Here is a 24,604-nt window from a genome sequence, read left to right as displayed (position 1 = left end):
TTGATCGTTTCGAAGGTCATATTCTCGGGCACTAAAGCCTCGGCCAACGGCGAGGTCTGAATTCACCTTTAGGATGGCGGCGTCTTTGCAGGATGATTTATCAATGTCCCATTGGGTCGTCGGAAGACCTGGATGTTCCCACCTAAATTTCTCGGCGCAGGCGCCTAAGATCAAGGCTGCGGCCATCAGGGTCGGGAACTTTGGAGTCATTTTTGTCGTGCTAATACGTGGCGCAGGAACGCGACATTTTCAGGCGAATTCCATTCAATTGCACCAACGATGCGCCCGACTTCCATGCCGTTTGGATTGATAAGAACCGTGGTCGGTAGGCCGCGAATGCTCAACCGCCGGAGAACTTTGCGATTTTTATCGATAAGAACTGGCATGTGACGAATTGCATTTATTTTATAAAACTTCTTCGACAATCGTAGCGCATCGCGGTCGACGGAAAGCGCAAGTACATCAATTCCCTCTTTCTTTAGCAGCGCATGCAGGCGGTCGAGATCGGGCATTTCCTTGACGCAGGGTGCACACCATGTCGCCCAGAAATTCAAAACAACCCCCCGTCCTTTGTATTCAGAAATTGCCAACGGCTTATCATCTACATCGTAAAACACCAATTTGGGGACTAGTCGAATAGGATCTGTCGCTTGAAAATTACGCGGCGCTTTCGGCAAATTTGAAGAAGTTATCGAGTTTTTAACCGCTTCTGCGCTTGCATGTGGGGACGATATGGCCAAAATCGCCGAAATTGCCAATATCGCCGATATTGATATGAGGCTGCGGTATAATTTTGTTCTCAACTCAAATACTCCAATGGTTTAGTCATGAGCGGTAAATCACCTAAAGAGTCCAGCGCGATGTGGGGCGGCCGGTTCGATGCAGGGCCTGCTGCGGTTATGGAAGAAATTAATGCGTCCATTGATTTCGATAAGCGCCTCTACGCCCAGGATATTGCCGGCTCTAAAGCCCATTGCGCGATGCTTGTCGCCCAAGAAATTATTTCCGAAGAAGACGGCACCGCCATCCTCGATGGTCTAGATAAAGTAATGTCGGAGATCGAAAAAGGCCAGTTCACGTTCTCGAGAGCGCTTGAAGATATTCATATGAACATCGAATCGCGCTTGTCTGAGTTGGTCGGCGATGCTGCGGGACGGCTGCATACGGCGCGGTCGCGCAATGATCAGGTGGCGACAGACCTCAGGCTCTGGGTGCGGGATGCACTGGATTCGCTGGATGCAGGCTTGAAAGATTTACAGGCGGCCTTAATCGACCAAGCGGAAACCCACGCCGAAACGGTGATGCCCGGCTTCACCCATTTGCAAGCCGCCCAACCGGTGACGTTGGGCCATCACATGCTGGCCTATGTGGAAATGTACGGTCGGGATCGCAGCCGGGTTGCGGATTGTCGGAAACGGATGAATGAAAGCCCATTGGGATCAGCGGCATTGGCCGGGACTTCGTTTCCCATCGATCGGGAAATGACGGCGCAAGCGTTGGACTTTGATCGGGCGTGCGCGAATTCCTTGGACGGCGTGTCAGATCGGGACTTTGCGTGTGAATTTTTGAGCGTTGGCGCATTGCTGGCGGTTCATCTATCTCGGCAGGCGGAGGAGATCGTGATTTGGTGCAGCGACCAGTTTGGATTTGCGTCGTTGTCTGACGCGTTTTCCACTGGTAGTTCGATCATGCCGCAAAAGCGCAATCCAGATGCAGCAGAACTGGTGCGGGCCAAGGCGGGCCGGGTCGTTGGTGCCTTGAATGGCTTGTTGATGGTGATGAAGGGCCTGCCGCTTGCCTACGGCAAAGACATGCAAGAAGACAAGGAACCGGTGTTTGATGCAGCGGATACGCTCGCACTTGGCGTGACCGCGATGGCTGGCATGATCAGGGATATTTCCTTTGATACCGATCGGCTGAGGGCCGCTTCAGGCAAGGGCTTTACGACGGCGACGGATTTGGCCGACTGGTTGGTGCGGGTTCTTGGCATGCCCTTTAGGCAAGCGCATCATGTCACGGGGACGATTGTTAAGTTGGCCGAAGGTAAGGGCTGTGGGCTTGAAGATTTGAGCTTGGCAGATATGCAATCGGTTGAAGCTGGCATTACGGAGGATGTTTTTGATGTTCTGGGCGTGGATAATTCGGTAAAAAGCCGTACCAGCTTAGGCGGCACAGCGCCTGAAAACGTTCGGCGCGCTGTTGCGGAAGCCCGCAAACGGTATTTAGAATAGAGGCCATGAAACAGTTATTAAAACCAGGGATCTGGCGAAAGGCGCTGTTGGTGGCGCTGGTGGTGGTTATGGCCTCGCCGCTGGTGGGCTGTGGGCGTAAATCTGCACCGGAGCCACCTGAAGACTCAAAATTTCCCAGGATCTATCCAACTCAGTAATGGCCGACCCAGTAAGGGGTCACCCAAAAAGGAAATTCCGTGGACCATTTTATCTATAAAAACGGCGGCTTGTGCGCCGAAGATATACCTTTGGAACGACTGGCTGATGAAGTCGGAACGCCGTTCTATTGCTATTCGACGGCGACGTTGGAACGGCATTATAACGTCTTCGCCGACGCCTTTAAGGGGGTTGATGCCTTGGTCTGCTTCGCGGTTAAGGCAAATTCCAATATCGCCGTCCTAAAAACTCTGGCGCAGCAGGGTGCGGGCGCAGACGTCGTTTCCAGTGGAGAGTTAAAGAGGGCCTTGGTAGCGGGCGTGCCCGCGGACCGAATTGTTTTTTCCGGCGTCGGTAAGACCCGAGAAGAACTGGCGGATGCGCTGAAAGCTGGGGTTATGCAGATCAACGTTGAGTCCGAGCCGGAACTGGAAGCCTTGAACGAGGTCGCACAATCTTTGGGTGTGCAGGCACCGGTTTCAATTCGCATTAATCCGGACGTTGATGCAAAGACTCACGCCAAGATCACCACGGGGCTCAGCGAAAATAAATTCGGTATCGAATGGACGCGAGCGCATGAAGTTTATTCCCGTGGCCGCGACATGGCGGGGATTGATCTTGTGGGGGTGGCTGTTCACATCGGCTCCCAGCTCACTGATTTAACGCCATTTAAGAATGCCTATTTGCGGATGCGAGACTTGGTAGCGATGCTTCGGTCCGATGGTCATAACATTAGGCGTCTTGATTTGGGCGGTGGCTTGGGCATTCCTTACGATGGCAGTGAGACCCCCAGTCCGCAGGCCTATGCCGATGTTATCAAAGACACGGTGGGGGACCTGAATTGTCGGATCATGTTGGAACCAGGGCGCGTCATTGCCGGTAACGCCGGCATTCTGGTAACCCGGGTGGTTTATGTGAAAGAAGGGGCAACACGGACGTTTGTTATTGTCGATGCGGCAATGAACGATCTGATGCGCCCGTCTCTCTACGAAGCGTATCACGCCATTGTTCCGGTCGCTGAGCCGTCTTCTGATGCAGAACATACAGAAGTGGATATTGTCGGCCCAATTTGCGAAACCGGCGATACCTTTGGCGCAAAACGACCGATGCCGACGTTAAAGGCAGGTGATCTATTGGCGGTTCGAACTGCTGGCGCGTATGGTGCTGTCATGTCTGGGACGTATAATACGCGCCCTCTGGTTCCCGAAATTTTGATTAAGGGCGATGAATTCACAGTTGTGCGCCGTCGCCAATCTGTGGATGATATGTTAGCGATGGAGGCACTGCCCGACTGGGCTGACTAAATCGGGCTAACTAAAGGTGCAATGTCTGAAAAGGGCGACAGGATGCACGGAGACAAACGGCCCCGTTACGGCTTTAAGCTTTTTCTGGCACAAAGTGCGCTTTTGTGGGAGCGCCTCTGGGTCCGGCTCTGGCCGGTCGCCGGAATTCTTGGCACGTTCATCGCCCTCTCGCTGCTAGATGTCTTCCCGCTCCTACCGGGGTGGGCCCATACTTTCCTGTTGGTCCTGTTCGCCGGAGTCTTTTTATTGACCTTCTGGCGGGGACGCCGAGGGTTTCGGCGAATTAGTTTAGCTCAGGCTCGACGGCGCCTTGAACAGGACAGTGGCCTCACCCACCGCCCCCTTGCAGCCCTTGATGACGACATTGCCGTTGGACGCGGCGATGCCGTGTCAGAGGCGTTGTGGCGGGTACACAAGGACCGTATGGCCAAAGCCGCGAAAATGCTGCGGGTCCGAATCCCATCCCCGAAGCTTATCAGGCGCGATCCTTATGCCGTGCGGATGCTTGTCCTGCTGTTGCTCTTTGTCGGATTGTCAGCCGGTCGATTGGACCCGCTGGCACGATTCGAGCGGGCCCTTATTCCCAGTTTTAAAGATTTGACCGCCCAGGCCTTAAATCTAGAAGTTTGGATTACACCGCCTGCCTATACCCGCGCTGCACCAATTTTTTTCAAGATCACGCCAAATTCCGGGAAAGCCACCGCGGACAGAAAATTACCGCCCGCTGATACAACACCGAAAAAAATAACGGTTCCTGCGGGCAGTGCTGTGTTGGCGCAGCTCTCTGGCCTGGCAGGGGTACCTAAACTTAAAATTGGCGGCGCGATTGAAAACTTTGATGCTTTGGAGACAGGAACTGAGGGCGGTGGCTTTAGAGGTGAAGGTGTTATTGAGAGCGGTGATCGTTTAGCGATTGTCACCGGCGATAAAGAAATTATTGGCTGGCCGATGGAGGTGGTGCCTGACATGGCACCTGAAATCGCTTTTGATACGCCGCCAGGAAAAACCGAGCGTTCGCATCTTAAAATCGGGTATGTGGCAAAAGACGATTACGGCCTCGCGCGCGTAGGGGCGGTTATTCGCTTATCGGAATCTGTGTCGAAAACCGTCAAGCCCATTGGCGATGAAGAAATCAAGCTGACTTTGCCGTTGCCGGCCCCAGGGGCGACCAAAGACAAACGCAATGTGGTGCGGGACCTAACCGCACACCCGTGGGCGGGGATGCCGGTGGTTATTCAATTGGAAGCGGTTGATGGCCGGGGGCAAAAGGGTCTGAGCGACGATGTTGCCATGCTCTTGCCGCAGCGAACGTTCAATCATCCCGTTGCCCGCGCCATTGTCGAACAACGTCGGAAATTGGTGACACCGTCGTTAACTGTTCGGGCAGATGTCATTTCGCGTCTCGACGAAATTTTAACCCGGCCCAAGCATTTCTTTGATGACACGGTTGTCTATTTGGCGCTGAGCGTCGCTAAGTCGCGCTTGGCTCAGTCGTGGACGCCTAAGTCCATTACGTCGATCATAAATTTACTTTGGGATACGGCATTGCGACTTGAGGACGGAAACCTGTCCATTGCAGAGCGGGATCTACGGCGCCGCCAAGACGCCCTGATGAAGGCGCTGCGCAAAGGCGCCAGCCAGAAAGAAATTGATCGCCTGATGGATCAAGTCCAGAAGGCGTTGCAAAAATATTTTTCGGCGCTTCGCCAACAATTGGAAAAGCAAGGCGTCATGAATCGTCCGTTGGACCCCAGCACGCGGCTGCTGCGCAATGGCGATATTCAGCGGATGATCGAACGCGCCCGCGAATTGGCGAAGACGGGTTCGATCAAGGCTGCCCAACGTTTGTTAAAGCAGGTTCAGCGTATGCTGCGAAACCTTCAGGCGGGGATGCGGCCAGGTGGCAAGGCTGGAAAACGCCAACAGCAGGCGCGGAAGTTGATGGATTCGCTGCGTAATTTGACCCAAGGCCAGCAAAAACTCCTCAATCGAACCTACCGTCGGCTGCGGCTTGGCAATCAGGGCCAAGGAAAAGGTGAAAAAGGTAAGGGGAAGAAACAGGGTGCCAATCCTGGAGGTGAACCACCCTTGAGTGAGTCACAAAAGGACGCCGCCCCGCAAGAAGCCCTACGGCGTAAGCTTGGCGGTCTGATGGTCGGGTTTGATGAATTGCTTGGTAGCTTTCCGCGCCAACTGGGTCGGGCGGAGCGGGCAATGCGCAACGCGACGCGGTCCCTGAAAGCGAACCGACAAGGGCCGGCCATGGCGGCACAGTCAGAGGTGCTGGAACAACTGCGTCGGGTTAGAAGTGGTGTTTCCCGCCAAATGATGGCTCGCCGACAGGGCAGAGGCATCAGAGGCCAAGTCGGCGGTCCCCGTCTAAAAGGTGTGCGCCGCCCTGAAGAAGAACCTTTTGGCCGCTTGGAAGATGATGAGACAGGCCTGGGTGTGGATGATTTGGGGGGCATACCCGACGAACAGGACGTTCAACGGGCGCACAAAATTCTGCGTGAACTTCGCCGTCGTGCGGGGGATCAGCAAAGATCAAAGATTGAACTGGATTATATAGAGCGACTGCTGCGGCAGTTTTAAGGCCTTGATCATCACCTAATGAGCGGCCGACTATTTCTCTTTACCTTCGTCTGATGCCGGATCAATAAAGTTAATATTGACCTTCCGCGCAATCCCCGGCTTTTCAAACTTTTTCGATGTGAAGCTTATGGTCTCATTGGCGCGTAGAGATTGTTTTATAGGTAGGATATCAACCGAAGTAATTGGATTGCCCTCTGCGTCTCCTAACGTTATGCGAATCGCTGGAAGTACCTGACGCTTGTCCGTGGTGTTCGTGACCTTCCCCTTAACCGTCAGGAAATCTTTCCCGTTTACGACATCGGGTTCGTATTTGATGTCCTTAAGATCCAACCCTTCGCCTATATCATGACCGCCAAAGTCGAGCATACCCAGGACCGGGTCCAGTGCTGAATAGACGGGGGCCACTGCCGGGACCATGGCGATAATTTGCTTCTTCGCAAAGATTACTCCGCCCAAGATGGCAAAGATTAGGATGACGACACCAATGGCGATTTTCTTGCCAAGCCCCATGCCGGAATCATCTTCAAACCGCATCTCCGGCCCTGTCAGCGATTGCGGAAGGGGTTCCGGATCAGGAATGTCTTCGGGGTCAATTTCCAAGTCATCTAAATCGCCGTCATCTAAATCGTCGGAGCCGACCGTGGATTCGATGGGTTCTATGTCATCATCGGTGCCAAGCATCTCATCCAGTTCTTCCTGCGAGAGCTCTATTTCCTCTTCCTCTGGTTCCGGCTCGGGTTCCGGCTCCGGCTCTGGTTCCGGCTCTGGTTCCGGCTCCGGCTCTGGCTCGGGTTCTGGCTCGGGTTCTGGAATGGGCTCTGGTTCCGGAATTGGCTCTGGCTCTGGCTCCGGCTCGGGAACGGGCTCAGGAATCGGCTGGGGCTCAGGGACTTGGGCGACCGGTGCCGGCTGCGGAACGGGTTGCGGCTGCGGTGCGTATTGGGGTTGCGGCGCGTACTGAGGCTGCTGTGCGTATTGAGGTTGCGGCGCATACTGGGGCTGCGGCGCCTGTTCAACAGGGGCTTGGACCCACTTATAACTGCAATTAGAACACCGTACGGTTTTACCCGATGGTGCCAACAGTTGTATGTCTATGGCGTATCGTGTCGAACACGAGGCGCAATTTATAATCATGGGTCGCCCGCGATAATTAACAACGAGTCATGTTAACTTCCTGCTATTTATAGGCATTTGAGAATCACAACGCAAGAGAAGGCGTATTCTCGATCCTGGACGCCCCTGCTAGTGCCGTGTCATTGTGCGGTTAGAATTTACGGATACAGTTTAAAAAATGGACGAGATAGAGAGCGTAATCCGGTTTGAGAACGTTGGCCTAAGATATGGTCTAGGGCCTGAAGTTCTGCGGGATATCTCATTTGAGCTTGGCACCGGTTCGTTCCATTTCCTTATTGGGGAAAGTGGCGCAGGCAAGTCGTCTTTGCTTAAGTTAATGTACTTGGCATTGAAGCCTTCACGGGGGTTAATTTCGCTATTCGGGCGAGACATCGCAACCACCCCAAGAGTTGATCTTCCGGCGTTAAGGCGGCGAATCGGCGTTGTCTTCCAAGAATTTAGACTGCTGGAGCATCTTTCAACGTTCGATAATGTGGCTTTGCCTTTGCGTGTAGCTGGGATCAGGGAAGCCGATGTGCAGACGCATGTAGCCGAGCTTTTAAGTTGGGTCGGTCTCAAAGATCACATGAAGTCCCGTCCACCGACCTTATCGGGCGGACAGCAGCAGCGGGTTGCAATTGCGCGGGCTGTCATTGCCCGTCCCAAAATTTTGCTGGCTGACGAGCCGACTGGAAACGTCGATGATAAAATGGCGCTTCGCCTGATGCATTTGTTCGACGAACTAAACAAACTCGGCACGACCGTCATTATCGCCACCCACAACGAACACCTCGTGAAGAACTTGGGCCACCCTTGTTTGGTCCTGGAAGCGGGAAATTTGGTCACAACGGAATCGACTTCCGAGAACAATTCGACCTCAGCGGCAGAAACAAAAAGCAATCACCGGTCTGGGACTGCGGCCTAAAATGTTGACGAAATTTTTAGGCCGTCGTGCCGATTTGCCCTTGGACCGGGACTCGCTCGGGCGCTATCTGCCATTTTTAATCGCGTTCATGGTCTATTTGGCGATTATGGCGCTTATGGGCTTGGCTGTTCTGAATGCGCTGACGGAAAAATGGGACAAAGGCGTTGCCGGAACTCTAAGCGTTCAGATCGCCCCGACCGACACACCTTCGCAAGACGCGGTTCTTCTTCAGGCTGTGCTTCGAGCAGTACGCGCGACCGATGGGGTGGCCAGTGCCGAACCCTTAAGCAAAGGACGCATATTTGCGCTATTGGAGCCATGGCTGGGCGCTGTGAGCGGGTCAGAGGAACTGCCGATCCCAGCTTTAATCGATGTGAAGTTGAAGCCGGGAGTGCAAATTGATGTCGCAGCGCTTAGCAAACGGGTCTCCGCAATTTCGCCGGGGATCTCAGTCGATGACCACCGGGTTTGGCTGGACCAGCTTGTTCGTCTTTTGCGGACCATTGAAGGGTTGGCGGCGTTGGTGCTGGCCTTGATCACCGTTGCTACCGTGGGCACGGTCGTCTTTACGACGCGCACAAGCCTGGCGGTTCATCAGGGCGCGATAGAGGTACTTCACCTGATCGGGGCTCAAGATGTATACGTTGCTGGCCAATTTGCGCACAGGGCCTTGGTTCTGGGTCTCAAGGGCGGTTTCTTGGGTCTCTTGTTGGCAGCGCCGACGCTGTGGGGGATCCGCGCTTTGGCAGAGCAAATGGACTCCGGCCTTATCCCTGAATTCAACATGACCATGGTGCACTGGTCGGCATTGGTTTTTCTGCCGATCATCGTCGCCCTGATCGCGATGCTGACGGCGCGGGTGACGGTCATGCGCAACCTCGGTCGGATGCTGTAGGGGAGCATATGCAGAGATGGCAAGACCGCAGCGTAATAATTCCCTACGACGGTTTTTTTCTGGGCTTCTAGGCATTCTCCTGATTGTCGGATTTGGTTGGGGGATCGGACTGTTTATCTTTGCCGACGCTATTCCAAGCCATGTCGAAAATGCTGAGCCATCGGCGGATGCGATTGTGGTTTTAACTGGAGGCAGTGGTAGATTAAGCGCCGGCCTTAAGTTCTTGGCCGAAAAAAGAGCAAAAAAACTTTTTGTTTCAGGCGTTTATAAGGGAGTGGACGTCAAAAGACTCCTGACGCTTTATCAAAATGCTCCGGCTGAATTAGCGTGTTGTGTGGAAATCGGTGAGGATGCGGCCAACACAGAAGGAAATGCCATAGAAACAGCAGCATGGATTAAAAAACAAAATTACAAGAGTTTGATCATCGTGACCTCGAACTACCATATGCCACGCAGTCTATTGGAATTTCGCTACGCCATGCCAACAGCTGAGTTCTCACCTCATTCAGTTTTACCGGTAACATTTAAACGGGATCGTTGGTGGGCTTGGCCAGGGACTGCGGGTTTGTTAATGAGAGAATACAATAAATATCTGCTGGTGTGGATCCGCCACGCAGGCCAAAAACTTCTCCAGAATAATTAACGGATTAGGTTAAGACATGCAGGCCATTCTTTCGCTTATTTATGTTTTTACATTTATCTCTTGGTCGACGTTTATCGTGATCTTAAATGGGATTCTATTGCCGTTTCCGCGTTCGGTTTCTCAGGCGATTATTCGTGTGTGGATGTACGTGACCATGTGGCTGCTACGGACAATTGTCGGCCTTCGCTACGAAATAAGAGGGATGGAAAATATTCCCGATGGGCCAGCAATCTTTGCCAGCAAACACGAATCAGCTTGGGACACAGCGATCTATTATCTGTTGGACCGCGATCCCGCATACATTTTGAAAAAGGAACTGTTGCGAATCCCCCTCTACGGATTAACCCTGCGTAAAGCCGGGCACATTGCTATTGATCGGGCGGGCGGTGCTTCAACGCTTAAGCAAGTTATTCGCGAAACCCGCCGTGCTTTGGGCGAAGGGCGTAAGGTCATCATTTTCCCCGAAGGCACCCGATCATTGCCGGGCCAGCCTGGAACCTATCAACCGGGCGTTGCCGCGATATACAAAGATGCTGATGTTCCGTTGATTCCGGTCGCGGTGAACTCCGGCAGTTTTTGGGGCCGTAGCGGTTACATGAAGTATCCCGGCTGTATTGTTATGGAGGTACTGCCAGCGATACCCCAAGGTCTCGATCGCAAAACTTTTATGAAAGAACTACAGAGCCAAGTTGATGGTGCTTCCGAAAGATTACGGCTTGAAGGAGAAGCAAAATACAGTCTTCAGCCAGCAACTGAAGTTCAAAACAAATAATTATAATGATAGTTATAGTTATTCTTAACTAGAGTTATTTAGACAATATTTGATGCAAAGTTAGCTTTTATTTCCTATAATTTCCCCCGCTTCGTTTGTGGGTGTTAAAACTGGGGATGGTGAAATGAGTAGGAAATTTGGATTTAAAACATTCGTTTGGGCGATTTTACCAATTGTAGTCATTGCCGGTTTGGCAACGTCGGCTCCGGTATTTGCAAAGGATAAAGGCGACATCCTGATCCGGTTGCGCGGCCTATCATTCAATCCGGATGTTGATGGTACGACGGACCAGTTCGGCGGCAGTGCAGGTGTTGATAGCACGGTCATTCCTGAATTGGATTTCAGTTACTTTTTCACTGATAACATTGCGGCGGAGTTAATTTTAGCGACCACTAAAAACCGGGTGAAAGTTGATAACTCGACCCTTGGTGATCTTAATTTGGGAACTGTCCGGTTGTTGCCCCCGACCCTTAGTCTTCAATATCATTTTTTGCCTAAGGGCAGATTAAGTCCGTATTTAGGGGTCGGGCTCAACGGCACCTTCTTCTTTGATGTAGATGCCGGAAGCCAATTTATCGACGTGGATTACACCCATACACTCGGTTACGCCTTTCAGGGCGGGCTCGACGTGAAGATCAATGACAAATGGTCGATCAATTTGGATGTGAAGAAATTTTTCATCGATACGGATATTACCGTTAACGGTGGGGTTGCGACGGCACCAGACACGGACCTGGACCCTTGGGTTATTGGGGTTGGATTTGGCTTCGCCTTTTAATCGATCTTTCTGTGGAAAATAGTTATCCACCCCTGTGAATCAGGGGGATAGTGGGGATATAAGTTGGCAACGGCTTAGCCTCTTTTCGCCTCTGTTTGTCCTTAATTTTGGGGATAATTAGGGGAAACATAACAAGAACATTTCTTGACCCAGGCGGTGCCATAGCTTACATTTGTTGGCCTATAAATTTCAAATGTAGACGAGTATTCGAGTCAATGACGCAAGTCGCTACCATTTCGCAGCAAATTTGGGATATGAAGTATCGCCTGAAAACGGCGAACGGCGACCCTGTCGATAAATCCATCGCCGATACCTGGCATCGGGTGGCTAAGGCCTTGGCAGCGCAGGAAAAAGACCCGGTCCATTGGGAACAACGCTTTTTCGATGCAATGGATGATTTCCGCTTTTTGCCGGCTGGGCGAATTTTCTCAGGTGCCGGGGCGAACCGCAATGTGACCCTGTTTAACTGCTTCGTCATGGGCAATGTCCCGGACGACATGTCGGGCATTTTCGACAACTTGAAAGAAGCCGCGTTGACCATGCAGCAGGGCGGCGGCATCGGCTACGATTTTTCGACATTGCGGCCCAAGGGCGCGCCGGTTAAAGGTGTCGGCGCGGATGCTTCGGGTCCGTTGTCGTTCATGGATGTATGGGATTCCATGTGCCGCACGATCATGAGTGCGGGCTCCAGGCGCGGTGCGATGATGGCGGTGATCCGTTGCGACCATCCCGATGTTGAAGCCTTCATTGACGCCAAACGTGAGCCTGGACGGCTCAGGATGTTCAACCTATCGGTTTTGATCAGCGACGCGTTTATGGATGCGGTGCGTGAAGATGCGGATTGGGAACTGTCCTTTGACGATGTGGTTTATAAAAGCATTCCGGCGCGTGATCTCTGGGACAAAATCATGCGAGCGACCTATGCCTATGCGGAACCCGGTGTGATTTTCATCGATCGTATCAACCGCCTGAATAATCTGAATTACTGCGAAACCATTCACGCGACCAACCCGTGTGGTGAACAGCCCTTGCCGCCTTATGGCGCCTGCCTGTTGGGCTCGGTCAATTTGGCGCGGCTGATCAACGACCCGTTTGATGCCAGCGCGAACTTGGATGTTGAAGCCCTCAGCGGTTTAGTCACAACCGCAGTTCGGATGATGGACAACGTGATTGATGTCTCAAACTTCCCGCTGGAAGCCCAAGCCCAAGAAGCCAAGGCCAAACGCCGGATCGGGCTCGGCATTACCGGGCTCGCCGATGCGCTGATCATGTGCCGGGCGCGCTATGGCAGCCGGGAGGCGGTGGAACTGACGGAAACCTGGATGGCAGCGATTGAGCGTGCGGCTTATCTGGCGTCGACGGAACTGGCAGCAGAAAAAGGTGCGTTTCCGCTTTACGATGCCGAAAAGTATTTGGCCGGTGAAATGATCCAGCGCTTGGATGACGACGTCCGTGCGGCCATTGCCGAACATGGTATTCGGAATGCATTGGTGACTTCAATTGCGCCAACCGGGACGATTTCCCTATTTGCCGACAATGTTTCATCAGGCCTGGAACCGGTATTCAGTTTTAAATACACCCGCCAAGTCCTGATGCCGGACGGCACGCGCAAGGAAGAAGAAGTCAGCGATTACGCCTATCGCATGTTCCGCCGGATTAAGGGCGACAACACGCCGTTGCCAGATTACTTCGTCGATGCCCAGGGGCTGAACCCCAATGACCACTTGGTGATGCAGGCGACCGTGCAGACCTATGTCGATAGTTCCATCTCCAAGACCATCAATTGTCCGGAAGAAATTTCGTTTGAGAATTTTAAGGACATCTACATCCGGGCCTATGAATTGGGCTGCAAGGGCTGCACCACGTACCGTCCAAACGATGTTACAGGCGCTGTGCTGAAAACCATCGACAAGGCGAAATCAAAATCTTCTGATGGACAGCAAGAACTCCAATTGTTCTCACCTAAGAAAGCCAACGCCGACGCCAAGCCAAAGGATGCGGGCGATGCCGGGGTCGTGGTTCAACTCACCAAGCCCTTGGACCGGCCTGAGGCCCTGCCGGGCGCAACCTACAAGCTGAGCTGGCCGGAAACCGAGCATGCGATGTACATCACGCTTAACGACATGATCAGCGATGGTCGTCGGCGCCCCTTCGAAATCTTTATCAATTCCAAGAATATGGAACACTATGCCTGGACCGTCGGGCTAACGCGGATGATTTCGGCGGTCTTCCGGCGCGGTGGTGATGTCAGCTTCGTAGTTGAGGAACTTAAGGCCGTGTTCGATCCGCGCGGGGGGCAATGGGTTCGCGGGCGTTATGTACCGTCGTTGCTGGCCGCGATTGGCGAAGTGATTGAACGCCACATGATCGAAATCGGATTTCTTGCGGCCCCGGACGGCTTTACAGGCGACAGCGAGGAAAATCGCGAAATCGTTAAGCTCACGGCGACGGCCGGTGGGGGAACTGATGGCGAAGAACCTCAAACCAGATCACCTTTCCGACAATGTCCGAAATGTGCCCAACTCAGTCTGATCAAGCAGGAAGGGTGCGACACCTGCACCAGTTGCGCCTATTCCAAGTGCGGCTGACGTTCGGTGGGCCTCTACGCCGACCAATTTGTTCCTCGGCTGATTCATTATGCAATGCGCGGCGAAAAATTCCAGGAATTGCGGCGCGGTCTCGTTGGTCGCGCCAAAGGGCGGGTACTGGAAATTGGCATTGGCTCCGGCCTTAATCTTCCTTTTTACGGTTCCGAAGTTGAAAACGTTACCGGGATCGACCCGTCAGAAATCGGCTTGGTCCTGGCTGAAAAAAATGCCAAGAATGCGCCGATTGACGTCGACTTTATTCAAGGTGGCGCGGAGCAAGTTCCCGCGTCAGATGCGACGTACGACACAGTGGTTTCAACCTGGACTCTGTGCAGCGTTGCAAATGTAGATGAAGTGGTCGCGGAAATTCATCGGGTATTAAAACCGGGTGGACAGTTTCTATTTCTGGAACATGGTCTGGCAACGGATCAAGGTGTTGCCGGGTGGCAGAACCGACTGACACCGCTGATGAGGAAAGTCGCCGGGGGCTGCCATTTGAACCGGCCTCTGGATAAACAAATCGCCGCGAGTTCCTTGAACATAGATCACATGGAAACAGGCTACCTTTTGCCCGGGCCTAAGCCGTTCGTGAATAATTTTTTGGGCTCAGCACTGCGAAATTAGCCCGCGTCCTTATCCTGCACCAGATCAAGCACCCGCCGCAAATCGCCGCCGTCGATGCCTAATTCTTCAATATGCGTGACAGTATTTTCCAGATATTCCAGGCAAGTTCCCGTTCGTCCGGCCCGACCAAGAATAAACTGCGACGCCTCAATAGGCGTTAGTTTGCCGGTATAAAGTTCGTGGCTTCGTTTTACAACATAGCCATAGGCAGGAACCTGTGATCCGGTCTCCAGCGCCAATGTTATGTCTCTACAATTATAGACCCCGGTTAAAAGTTCGCGTTCATCCAAATATGCCTGGACTTGTTTTTCATTGTCCCGGTGCAGACGAAATGCGCGGCCAATGCAGGACCCACCTGCATCCAGGCCAACAACAAGCCCCGGCTTTTCGTGGGTGCCACGGTAGTTTGGGGAAAATACGCAAAGGGCGCGATGGTAGCCATGTAGGCGGGCTGTTTGCACTTCCTCATACTCAAACCCAGGCCGCCACATCAGCGAACCGTATGCAAATACCCAACGATCTTTTCGGTTATTATTCATAGAGAAAAGCTAATCACTCGCTCCCGCCCGCGCAACGCACTATAACAACCTATCAACAAACCAGGCGGCACAAAGTCCATGGTGGAATACACCGACAAAGAACGGCAGCGCAAAATCCGCAGCGCCTTCCAAGCCCGGCAGGTGATGAACTACAAGCCGCCTGCATATTTTGCGGTGATCCGTCGCACCATGATTTCGCTCGTCGCCATTGCCACATTTTCCATCGCCTATGTGGCGATGTGGTTTTATACCGCGCAAGGTCTTCGCTCAAACCTGGAAGATTGGGCGGTAAACGCGCGTCAGGCCGGGTGGGCCGTTACCTATAAGCAGCCGGTCTTGAGCGGATTTCCATTCGCCATTCGTCTCACCCTAAATACACCGAGCTTCGCCACGAGTGGAGATGATCCAGACTGGAGTTGGAAGGGGCCGGAGTTGGTGATCCAGTCGCGCCCCTGGAATCCAGGACGGTACCTTCTGAAATTCCCAGAACACAATGAGCTCACCCTGAAGACCAAAGCCGGGCCCGTCTCTTATGGCGGATTGTCACAGGAACTAACCGTGGAATTCAAGCCAGGCGAGCACTGGCCCAAAGATTTATTGATCCACGCGAAAAATGTCGCTCTGCAAGCCATAACCGGCGCTAAGGTCGGTGCGCGGTCTGCGACGATTGAGGCCACTCACGACCCGTCCAATCCAGAGGATATCAAATCGCCGAGCCTAAGTTTCAAAATTAATGCCCAAGATTTAGTTTTGCCGGCGCACTTCAAACTCCCCATGGGGGCGAAGGTTTCTAAGCTTTCGATTAACGGCGCTGTTATGGGGGGCATCGAACCGGGTTTGCTGAGATCGTCGCTTGCTACGTGGCGGGATGCGGGCGGCACCATGGAAATTCCTAAGTTTTCGATGCGATATGGGCCGTTTCATTTAATTAGATCTGATGGCACCGTTGCCTTGGACGGAAATCTGCAGCCTGTTGGGGCATTTACGGCGAAGGTCATCGGCTTTCATGAATTTATCGATGCACTTCGAGTTTCTGGGTGGGTGCGCGGCAAAGATTCTTTAACTGTAAAATTAGTTACGAGCGCCTTTTTTCAGAAAGATGAAAACGGCGGGCCGCCGACATTAAATCTTGCGGTCAGTATTCAGAACGGAAAAATATTTACCGGCCAGGCCAAACTTGTCGATATGCCCCATGTGAACTGGGGACCAAAGGTAGCGTCGGATTAAGTTTTTCCGTTAGAATAAACGAATGCGGTTTAAAACCCTATTCATTGTGATTGTTGCCGGGCTTCTAGCCATTGCTGGCGACTCATTGAGTCAAACAAGCAAACAAATATCTCCGACACATTTTCTAAACGGTCAATTGTTGATCGCGGATGATGGTATGGCCGACCCGCGATTTGCTAAAACCGTGATCCTAATGATCGATCACAATAAACAAGGTGCCATGGGGGTCGTCATCAACAAGGTGGTGGGAAGCGGCCCTCTTGCCAAGCTGATGGAAGGTTTCGGCATGAATCCCGACGGCGTCAAAGGCGCTATTAATCTCCATTATGGTGGGCCGGTGGACAGCGGCGTTGGGTTTCTGGTGCACGGCCCGGACTACCATGGCCCGGGAACCCGGATCATCAACAACGTCGCGTCGGTCACAACCAACCAAAAAGTCTTTCGCGATATCGCCGATGGCAAAGGCCCTAAACAAAAGATATTCGTCTTGGGCTATGCTGGCTGGGGCCCGGGGCAATTGGAACATGAGCTTGCGCGAGACGATTGGGTTGTCACCCCTGCGAAACCATCATTTATCTTTGGCAAGGACGTGGAGAAAATCTGGGATCGCGCCCGTGGCAAGGCCGGGTTGCCGCTATAAAATCTTAATCCTGCTTGGCGTCGATGATGCTTCGGCGGATTTCCCGGGTGCGCGTGAAGACTTCTTCCAAAGCATCACCCTCGCCACGCCGAATGGCTCGCTGCATGGCTGTTAGGTCCTCGCTGAAGCGGCCTAGAATTTCAAGCACGGCGTCTTTATTGTTCAAAAAGATATCCCGCCACATGACCGGGTCAGACGCGGCAATGCGGGTGAAATCGCGAAAGCCACTGGCGGAGAATTTTATGACCTCTTGTTTTAGGTCATCTTCCAAATCCGTTGCCGTGCCGACAATGGTGTAGGCAATCAGGTGCGGCAGGTGCGACGTAATGCCCAGGACCTGGTCATGATGTTCCGCATCCATGACTTCAATCATCATGCCGGCCTTGCGCCATAACGCGGCGACCTTATCCGTCGCTGCTTCGTCTGTGCCGGTTGCCGGGGTAAGAATGCACCACCGATCAATGAACAGTTCAGGGAAGCCAGACTCAGGCCCTGAATGCTCTGTGCCCGCGACAGGATGTCCTGGGACCAGATGAATGGTTCCCGGTAACTTAGGTGCCAAGCTATCGATGGCCGCCTTTTTGACCGACCCCACGTCACTGACAATTGCGCCGTCCTTCAAGCTTCCAGAAATCGCTTCTGCGATCGCGCCATAAGCCCCCATGGGCGTGCAGATCATCACCAGATCAGCATCCGCCACCGCAACAGCCGGGTCTTTTGTCACCGTATCGGCAAGGTCTAGTTCAACGACTTTATCCAAAGTTTCTTGGGATCGCGCACACACAGTGATATGGCCGCAGAGGCCGTCGCGGCGAATGACGCGTGCCAAGGACGATCCAATCAGGCCGATCCCGATAAAGGCAATTCGTTCGAATAACATTTTTCTAACTCATGAATTCCGACAACGCATCCACCAGCGCTGTCATTTCGTCTTGCACCCCAATAGAGATTCTTAATGAATCCGGCAAGCCGTATCCGCCCATGCGCCGGACAATAATTCCCTTGGATTTTAGGAAAGCATCTGCCGCTTCTGCATTCTGGGCTTCGTCCAGGGGAAACCGCACGAGAACAAAATTGGCAACGCTGGGTGGAACGGAAAGGCCAAAGCCTGTTAATTTTTCCGTCGTCCAAGCACGTAGGGTCTCATTGTCAGTGAGCGCTTTGGCAACAAAGGCGGTGTCTTCCAATGCCGCCAACCCAGCCGCTTGGGCGATGGCTGAAACGTTGAATGGATTGCGAATTCTGTTCAGGACATCAGCGACTTCCGGCGGGCAATAGCTCCACCCCAAGCGAACACCCCCCAGACCATAGATCTTGGAGAATGTTCGCGTCATCACCACGTTGTCACCTGCATCGACCAATTCAACACCGGGGGAATAATCGTCAGCTGTGACAAATTCTGCATAGGCACCATCCAGCACCATCAGAACATGATCAGGCAGGCCGGCCCGTAGCCGCTTGAGTTCGTTCAGCGACAAAAAACTCCCCGTCGGATTATTTGGGTTGGCCAGAAATAGAATTTTTGTTTTGTCTGTGACCGCCGCCAAAAATGCATCAACATCAGCGCAAAGGTTCTTTTCAGCGACCTTAACAGGGGTCGCATCCACCAGCCGGGTCACAATAGGAAACATTAAAAACCCGTGCTCGTTGTAAAGAACTTCATCCCCTGGTCCGGCGTAAGCGCGGCTGAGGAAGCTAAATATTTCATCGGAACCTGCCCCACAGACGATCTGTTTGGGGTCAAGCTCGTGCTCCGCACCAAGGGCTGCGCGCAGGTCGGTACAACCGCCATCTGGATAGCGGAACGTATCGGCCACAGCGGCTTCCATGGCGGCCGCTGCTTTGGGGCTGGGCCCTAAGGCGCTTTCATTGGAGGAAAGCTTGATGATGCGATCAACCCCAGCAATGTCGGACTCACCGCCGACGTACGGAGAGATATCCCCAATACCAGGTTTGAGACGAAGCGCGCACATGGTACTAGTCCTCGTCCGACGGCGCGATGACGGTGAGTTCTTCGTCTGTCAGGGGCAAGGCATAGCCGCCGACTTGAGCGATTTGTTTAACAGGGACGGAGAAGTTCTCCGTAAAAATGTTTAACCGGTTATCGTCTTCGGTGATAAAGCCATCAATTTCCACCAAATATAGCCATAAATTTGGCGTCTCGTCATCGTGCCACGACGTCTCCTGAACGGCTGTCAACTCACAAGACATCAGTGCATCGCGCAGAAGGTCTAGGCCGACCCGTTGTTCCAGTTCAATGACAAACAGGGTACGGTCCCGCCCTGCAGGCTCATGCGGCACAGGGCATATGACCAGCGCTTCCAGGCCCGCGTCGTCCCGTGTGTTGCTTTGTCCGGTGAACGGCAGGCGCGCAATAACTTTTGGCGAATCCGGATTGTTGCTCGCAATAAATCGCCACCAAGGATCGCTATCGTCGGAGCGCGGAATAGGCACGATCCCAACCGTTGCTTTTTGGGTCATCACATCTTCAACAACTTGGCGTGCGGAGCGGTGCCCCGTCATTGGTGTAAACGAGCCATATTGAACGCAGGCTAAATCCCAAAAACCGCTGGCATCATCTGGCATGTAAACGGCAACAGAAAAGGGTCCCTCAATCGATAACGTCGCAACAATGATCTGGCGCCAGATGTTGGTCAGTTCGCGTTTTGGGAACAAACCCTTGTGACGGGCCGTTAGCCGATACAAAATTTCGGCTTCCCGCGCCGCGCGAATTTTGACTTTTTGGCCGCGTTTTACCGTGCGGACTTTCTCCACAACGGTGGTTCGCTCAATCAACAAGTCATGGATTTGACTGTCGATGTCATCAATTTCTTGCCGTAAAGCATCCAGTGTAATTTCAGCGCACATATTTAGGTCCGGGTTTATGAACGAAACAATCGGAAGAATTCCATGCCCAAAGGCCACCCAAAGGGAGCCCAAAGGCCGCATAGTGATACTGGTATGTATCCGTAAAATCAAAGAAAACGTTGACACTTGGCCCCTTGATTCCTAGCTATGAGCACAATTTCCAGCCATTGGAACACGCGAATATGATTGAAACCCCGGCTCCAGAGCGCGAAAAAGATTCAGCTGAAACGGCTCTGCCAGGCAAAACCGTCCAGTTGGGACAGGACCAACCCTTGCGGTTGGACTGCGGGGTTGAACTCGGCGAATTTACCACGGCGTATCAGACCTATGGTGAATTGAACGCCGAAAAATCCAACGCTGTGATGGTTTGTCACGCCTTAACTGGGGACCAGTTCGTTGCCGAAACTCACCCGATTACGGGGAAGGACGGTTGGTGGTCACAAATTGTCGGGCCCGGAAAAATTTTCGACACAGATCGCTATTTCATAATTTGCGCCAATGTGCTCGGCGGCTGCATGGGCTCTACCGGACCAAAAGAAATTAATCCGGAGACTGGCAAACCCTGGGGTTTGGATTTTCCGGTGATTACCTTGGGCGACATGGTGCGGGCTCAAGTCATGCTGCTGGATCACTTAGGCATTGATCAATTGTTTGCGGTCATTGGCGGGTCCATGGGTGGTATGCAGGTTCTGGAATGGGTGGCAAGCTACCCTGACAGAGTTTTTGCGGCCATTCCTATCGCCACGGCGGCCCGCCATTCGTCGCAGAATATCGCCTTTCACGAGGTGGGACGCCAGGCCATCATGGCTGATCCCGATTGGTGCGGTGGCGACTATCTGAGCCAAGGCAAGAACCCACATCGGGGGCTGGCTGTCGCGCGAATGACGGCGCATATCACCTATTTGTCGGAATCGGCTCTGCATCGGAAGTTCGGCCGACGCTTGCAGGACCGTAGTGAGTTTATGTATGGCTTCGATGCTGAATTTCAGGTGGAAAGCTATCTGCGCCATCAGGGCAGCACGTTCGTTGACCGATTTGATGCCAACTCGTATCTCTACATTACGCGGGCGATGGATTATTTTGATTTGGCGGCGGAGCACGATGGCGTTTTGGCGAACGCGTTTAAGGGTGCCAAAACCCGCTGCTGTGTCTTGTCGTTCACTACCGATTGGTTGTTCCCAACAGAGGAAAATCGTCAGGTCGTGCGCGCGCTAAATGCGGTTGCGGCGAATGTCAGTTTTGCTGAGATTGAGTCTGATAATGGCCATGATGCGTTTCTGATGGACGAGCCTGAATTCCATAAGGTCCTGAGCGGATTTTTAAATGGCTCGGCGGTGCTGCGTGGTTTGGGGCGGGCTGATTCATGATCACCAGGAAGCAACTCGGTATCATCCGCCCTGACCTGCAGGTCATTGCGGACATGATCAATCCCGATACGCGTTTGTTGGATGTGGGGTGTGGTGATGGTGCCCTGCTTGATCATCTTGCCAATTTTAAACAAGTCGATGGTCGCGGGATCGAACTTAGTACGGAAGGGGTGAACGCATGCGTCAGTGCTGGCCTATCTGTTATTCAGGGCGATGCCGAGACCGACCTTAAGGATTACCCCGATCAGGCCTTTGATTATGTCGTGTTAAGTCAGACCCTGCAGGCCATGGCCGCGCCGAAAGAAGTTCTCGCCGACATGTTGCGAATTGGTGAGCGGGCAATCGTGTCGTTTCCAAACTTTGCGTACTGGCGTTTACGGTGGCAGATTCTGACCCGAGGCCGCATGCCCGTCAGTAGGACCATTGCATTTCAGTGGTACGACACGCCCAACATCCATTTTTGCACGATCAAGGATTTCGTTATCTTGTGCGATGAAATGGGCATTACCATCGAACGCAGCATCGCGTTGGATCGCAATGGTGCCAAGCGACGGGTGCGGTCGGCGATGTTCTTTGCAAACCTGTTTGGTGAACAGGCTGTGTTTCTGCTCAGCAAGCAAAAATAATCTTAGCTTCTGGTCGGCGCACCTGGGTTGCCTTGTGGCAGAGTGACATAGCGCCGTTTTGGTTTTTTCACGGGTTCTGCATTGGCGGCATAAATTTGCTTGGATGCTTCGGCGATGACGACACCACCGAATGTATTGAAGAAACGCTGCCCAATTTCTTCCCAAGCGGGGGCGGAGGCCAGCATCATTCGTGAATAAACCGGCGGCACGTAGAGCGCTTTTTCCGAATGCGTCGGTGTGAACATGTTGTCTCTGAGCAGCCGTGACAGCTGCCCCGTGGAATACGGCAGTCCGTGGCCAAAGGGAGTTCTCTCGAACCGTGCCCAAACGCCGCGCCGGTTGGGGGCGACGATGATCAGACGACCGCTTGCCGACATTACCCGCCACACTTCACGCAAGAGAGGGCGCGCTTGTTCGGCACATTCCAGGGCGTGCACCAGAAGCACCCGGTCCATTGAAAGATCGGCGAATGGTAATTCGATTTCATCGACTAAGGTTGTCAGGCCCGTGCCGTTATCTGGCCAGTGCAGAACCCCTTGTCCGGCAGGCATGGCGGCGATGGCGCGGGTGGCTTCGCTTCGGAAGGGGCCTAAATAAGGTGTTGTATAGCCGACGCCGAGGACGCTCATTCCCTTGGTATTAGGCCAGATGGCGCGGACCTTCGCACGGATCGCGCGACGCACGACGCGGCCCAGGCCGGAGCCATAGAAATCTCTTAAATCTACTACATCGCGCCACATTGCAGCCGTAGCCTACTGCTAATAGCCACCCCGTTCCACACACATAGCGATGCCCATGCCGCCGCCAATGCAAAGCGTGGCGAGGCCTTTCGTGACGTCCCGTTTTTCCATTTCATACAACAAGGTCACTAGAATGCGGGTCCCGGACGCACCGACAGGATGGCCCAAGGCGATGGCACCGCCGTTGACGTTGAGTTTTTCTGCGTCCCAGCCCATGTCGCGGCCAACGGCACAGGTTTGCGCTGCAAAGGCTTCGTTGGCTTCGATCAGGTCCAAATCATCGACCGTCCAATCCGCTTTATCTAACGCCATGCGGCTGGCGGGGATGGGGCCTGTGCCCATGATTGATGGATCAACGCCCGCGGTTGCCCAAGAAACGATGCGGGCAAGGGGCTGCACGTCGCGCTTTTTTGCCTCATGCTCGGTCATAAGAATTACGGCGGATGCGCCATCGTTGATGCCAGATGCATTGCCTGCGGTTACGGTGCCGTCTTTTTCAAACGCCGGGCGAAGTTTACTGAGATCATTTATTTTAAGTCCCTGACGAATGTATTCATCTTCCTCAACCACGTCATCACCCTTGCGGGTTTTGATGGTGACAGGCACGATTTCGTCTTTGAAGCGACCTTGTTTCTGTGCGGCTTCGGCTTTGTTTTGGGACGCCAGGGCAAATTCATCCTGTTCGTCGCGGGTCAGTTGCCACTGCCGAGCAATGTTTTCTGCGGTGATGCCCATGTGATAGCCATGAAAGGCGTCCAGTAACCCGTCCCGCATCATCGTGTCTTCAAGTTCAGTAGAGCCCATTTTGACGCCATTCCGCATGTGCACGATGTGCGGGGATTGGCTCATGCTTTCCTGGCCGCCGGCAACGACGATGTCACTATCGCCGATTCTGATCGCCTGACTGCCAAGGGCAGCGGCGCGCAGTCCCGACCCACACAGTTGATTGACGATATAGGCTGTTTTTTCGACCGGTATGCCCGCATTGACGGCGGCTTGCCGGGCCGGATTCTGGCCCGCACCTGCGGTTAAGATTTGACCCATGATGACCTCAGAGACTTCGCTTGGGTCCACCTTCGCGCGCTTCAGAGCCTCAACAATGGCGATCTCGCCCAGATAGTGCGCTGGAACCGAACTTAAAGAACCATTGAGCGATCCAATCGGCGTGCGTACAGCACCGGCAATGACGACTTGAGTCATAAGATATCCCCTCCGCGATAAAGCATTTTATCAGCCTAACCCGTCGCTCCGAATGGAGCAAACATCCGAGCGTAGAACCGACTTAATTTTGCAGCACAAAATTTTATTTTGCATTGCAGCAATGCCTGTGAAACCCTATGACCCGGGATGCATGAAAGGACTAGAGTATGGCAAAGCGACTGACGCTCGTTCATTCGACGCCGGGGGCGTTTCCGGCGGTCATTAAAAAATATTCCAACCGGCGACTTTATAACACGGTAACCAGTAGTTACGTGACCTTGGGCCAGTTGGCAACGATGGCGAAGGACGGCACCGAATTTGTCGTCTATGACGCAACCAATGGGGACGACATCACGCGTTCTGTACTGATCCAAATTGTCGCCGAGAAGGAAAGCGGCTCAGGGGGGTTGTTGCCTTTGGCTTTCCTCCGGCAATTAACAACCTATTACGGTGATAGCCTGGAAACATTGGTGCCAGGGTATCTGGAACACTGCATGCTGGCCTTAGCACGGAGCCAAGATCAGATGCGGCAATATTTACAAGCTTCAGGGGGCGGGCCGGATCAGGCGGAAAGATTGGAAGAAATGAGCCGGCGTAATTTAACGGCGTTTGAAGAAATGTTAGGTGCGGACGAAGAAAATTCTAAAGACGGCGATGCAGAAAGTCCGACGACAGAAGAGGTAGAAGCCCTTCGAGATCGTTTGGGAGATATGGAAAAAACGCTTCAGGATTTGGTGCGTGCCGGGCGGCCTCGCCCAATTAATGATCAGTAATTT

25 protein-coding genes are annotated in these 24,604 nt (G+C 53.2%); 16 read left to right on the top strand and 9 right to left on the bottom strand.

What is annotated here, in order from left to right; translation table 11 throughout:
• Together HOM51_15885 and HOM51_15880 are read right to left on the bottom strand one after the other, a co-directional pair.
• Window positions 1-210: hypothetical protein (locus HOM51_15885; protein MBT5035995.1), on the bottom strand; the 210-nt coding region annotated here is incomplete at its 3' end.
• Entirely contained in the window at window positions 207-617 is a 411-nt protein-coding gene (locus HOM51_15880; protein ID MBT5035994.1) for a TlpA family protein disulfide reductase, read from the bottom strand. The genes HOM51_15885 and HOM51_15880, both read right to left, overlap by 4 nt.
• 210 nt (window positions 618-827) lie before the next feature.
• On the opposite strand from HOM51_15880, the gene argH reads away from it, so the two are divergent.
• The 4 genes from argH to HOM51_15860 are packed head-to-tail and all read left to right on the top strand — an operon-like array spanning window position 828 to window position 6,283.
• Window positions 828-2,231 (top strand): argininosuccinate lyase, encoded by a 1,404-nt coding sequence (gene argH / locus HOM51_15875; protein MBT5035993.1) that lies wholly within the window; start codon window positions 828-830, stop codon window positions 2,229-2,231.
• 5 nt (window positions 2,232-2,236) lie between these two features.
• The gene (locus HOM51_15870; protein ID MBT5035992.1) at window positions 2,237-2,389 is read left to right on the top strand and encodes a hypothetical protein; all 153 of its coding nucleotides are present in this window, start codon (window positions 2,237-2,239) and stop codon (window positions 2,387-2,389) included.
• Window positions 2,390-2,428: 39 nt separating this feature from the next.
• Window positions 2,429-3,691: a diaminopimelate decarboxylase gene (lysA, locus tag HOM51_15865; GenBank protein MBT5035991.1), complete on the top strand. Its 1,263-nt coding sequence runs from the start codon at window positions 2,429-2,431 to the stop codon at window positions 3,689-3,691.
• Between the two features lie 42 nt (window positions 3,692-3,733).
• A complete protein-coding gene (locus HOM51_15860) occupies window positions 3,734-6,283 on the top strand; it encodes a TIGR02302 family protein (protein ID MBT5035990.1) in 2,550 nt (849 codons plus the stop codon).
• 30 nt (window positions 6,284-6,313) lie between these two features.
• Here HOM51_15860 and HOM51_15855 read toward each other — a convergent pair whose 3' ends face one another.
• Entirely contained in the window at window positions 6,314-7,417 is a 1,104-nt protein-coding gene (locus HOM51_15855) for a DUF3426 domain-containing protein (GenBank protein MBT5035989.1), read from the bottom strand.
• A 157-nt stretch (window positions 7,418-7,574) separates the two neighbouring features.
• Between HOM51_15855 and ftsE the strand changes: the two genes are divergently transcribed.
• The 7 genes from ftsE to HOM51_15820 all read left to right on the top strand — a co-directional run bounded on the left by ftsE (window position 7,575) and on the right by HOM51_15820 (window position 14,621).
• Complete coding sequence (ftsE, locus tag HOM51_15850) at window positions 7,575-8,321, top strand: cell division ATP-binding protein FtsE (GenBank protein MBT5035988.1); 747 nt, start codon at window positions 7,575-7,577, stop codon at window positions 8,319-8,321.
• A 1-nt stretch (window position 8,322) separates the two neighbouring features.
• On the top strand, window positions 8,323-9,216 hold the full coding sequence (locus tag HOM51_15845; protein MBT5035987.1) for a cell division protein: 894 nt from the start codon (window positions 8,323-8,325) through the stop codon (window positions 9,214-9,216).
• A gap of 16 nt (window positions 9,217-9,232) precedes the next feature.
• Complete coding sequence (locus HOM51_15840) at window positions 9,233-9,859, top strand: YdcF family protein (GenBank protein MBT5035986.1); 627 nt, start codon at window positions 9,233-9,235, stop codon at window positions 9,857-9,859.
• Between the two features lie 16 nt (window positions 9,860-9,875).
• On the top strand, window positions 9,876-10,631 hold the full coding sequence (locus HOM51_15835; GenBank protein ID MBT5035985.1) for a 1-acyl-sn-glycerol-3-phosphate acyltransferase: 756 nt from the start codon (window positions 9,876-9,878) through the stop codon (window positions 10,629-10,631).
• Between the two features lie 124 nt (window positions 10,632-10,755).
• Entirely contained in the window at window positions 10,756-11,409 is a 654-nt protein-coding gene (locus HOM51_15830) for an OmpW family protein (protein ID MBT5035984.1), read from the top strand.
• A 215-nt stretch (window positions 11,410-11,624) separates the two neighbouring features.
• Window positions 11,625-13,997, top strand: coding sequence for an adenosylcobalamin-dependent ribonucleoside-diphosphate reductase (locus tag HOM51_15825; protein ID MBT5035983.1), 2,373 nt, complete (start codon window positions 11,625-11,627; stop codon window positions 13,995-13,997).
• A 54-nt stretch (window positions 13,998-14,051) separates the two neighbouring features.
• Window positions 14,052-14,621 (top strand): class I SAM-dependent methyltransferase, encoded by a 570-nt coding sequence (locus HOM51_15820; GenBank protein ID MBT5035982.1) that lies wholly within the window; start codon window positions 14,052-14,054, stop codon window positions 14,619-14,621.
• On the opposite strand, the gene HOM51_15815 is transcribed toward HOM51_15820, so the two are convergent.
• The gene (locus tag HOM51_15815; GenBank protein MBT5035981.1) at window positions 14,618-15,160 is read right to left on the bottom strand and encodes a gamma-glutamylcyclotransferase; all 543 of its coding nucleotides are present in this window, start codon (window positions 15,158-15,160) and stop codon (window positions 14,618-14,620) included. The genes HOM51_15820 and HOM51_15815 overlap by 4 nt on opposite strands.
• A gap of 78 nt (window positions 15,161-15,238) precedes the next feature.
• Between HOM51_15815 and HOM51_15810 the strand changes: the two genes are divergently transcribed.
• On the top strand, window positions 15,239-16,387 hold the full coding sequence (locus HOM51_15810; protein MBT5035980.1) for a DUF2125 domain-containing protein: 1,149 nt from the start codon (window positions 15,239-15,241) through the stop codon (window positions 16,385-16,387).
• 22 nt (window positions 16,388-16,409) lie between these two features.
• Window positions 16,410-17,027 (top strand): DUF179 domain-containing protein, encoded by a 618-nt coding sequence (locus tag HOM51_15805; protein ID MBT5035979.1) that lies wholly within the window; start codon window positions 16,410-16,412, stop codon window positions 17,025-17,027.
• A 4-nt stretch (window positions 17,028-17,031) separates the two neighbouring features.
• Here HOM51_15805 and HOM51_15800 read toward each other — a convergent pair whose 3' ends face one another.
• From HOM51_15800 to HOM51_15790, 3 genes are read right to left on the bottom strand one after another with little or no spacing between them, the layout of a single operon-like run.
• Complete coding sequence (locus tag HOM51_15800; protein ID MBT5035978.1) at window positions 17,032-17,907, bottom strand: prephenate/arogenate dehydrogenase family protein; 876 nt, start codon at window positions 17,905-17,907, stop codon at window positions 17,032-17,034.
• Between the two features lie 4 nt (window positions 17,908-17,911).
• Window positions 17,912-19,000, bottom strand: coding sequence for a histidinol-phosphate transaminase (locus HOM51_15795; protein MBT5035977.1), 1,089 nt, complete (start codon window positions 18,998-19,000; stop codon window positions 17,912-17,914).
• 4 nt (window positions 19,001-19,004) lie between these two features.
• Window positions 19,005-19,895, bottom strand: coding sequence for a chorismate mutase (locus HOM51_15790; protein ID MBT5035976.1), 891 nt, complete (start codon window positions 19,893-19,895; stop codon window positions 19,005-19,007).
• 182 nt (window positions 19,896-20,077) lie between these two features.
• On the opposite strand from HOM51_15790, the gene HOM51_15785 reads away from it, so the two are divergent.
• Both HOM51_15785 and metW read left to right on the top strand, forming a co-directional pair.
• Window positions 20,078-21,262 carry a homoserine O-acetyltransferase gene (locus tag HOM51_15785; GenBank protein MBT5035975.1) on the top strand — a complete coding sequence of 395 codons (1,185 nt, stop codon included), beginning with the start codon at window positions 20,078-20,080 and terminating at the stop codon, window positions 21,260-21,262.
• Window positions 21,259-21,888: a methionine biosynthesis protein MetW gene (metW, locus tag HOM51_15780; GenBank protein MBT5035974.1), complete on the top strand. Its 630-nt coding sequence runs from the start codon at window positions 21,259-21,261 to the stop codon at window positions 21,886-21,888. The genes HOM51_15785 and metW overlap by 4 nt, the downstream gene beginning before the upstream one ends.
• A gap of 2 nt (window positions 21,889-21,890) precedes the next feature.
• Here metW and HOM51_15775 read toward each other — a convergent pair whose 3' ends face one another.
• Both HOM51_15775 and HOM51_15770 read right to left on the bottom strand, forming a co-directional pair.
• Entirely contained in the window at window positions 21,891-22,628 is a 738-nt protein-coding gene (locus HOM51_15775) for a methyltransferase domain-containing protein (protein MBT5035973.1), read from the bottom strand.
• An 18-nt stretch (window positions 22,629-22,646) separates the two neighbouring features.
• Window positions 22,647-23,828, bottom strand: coding sequence for an acetyl-CoA C-acetyltransferase (locus tag HOM51_15770; protein MBT5035972.1), 1,182 nt, complete (start codon window positions 23,826-23,828; stop codon window positions 22,647-22,649).
• Window positions 23,829-23,995: 167 nt separating this feature from the next.
• Between HOM51_15770 and phaR the strand changes: the two genes are divergently transcribed.
• Window positions 23,996-24,601, top strand: a complete 606-nt coding sequence (phaR, locus tag HOM51_15765) for a polyhydroxyalkanoate synthesis repressor PhaR (protein ID MBT5035971.1) — start codon at window positions 23,996-23,998, stop codon at window positions 24,599-24,601.
• Window positions 24,602-24,604: the final 3 nt, after the last annotated feature.

It is taken from the genome of Rhodospirillaceae bacterium (genome assembly GCA_018660465.1).
GTDB lineage: Bacteria > Pseudomonadota > Alphaproteobacteria > Rhodospirillales > JABJKH01 > JABJKH01.
This window is presented reverse-complemented; position numbering and strand designations above follow the sequence as displayed.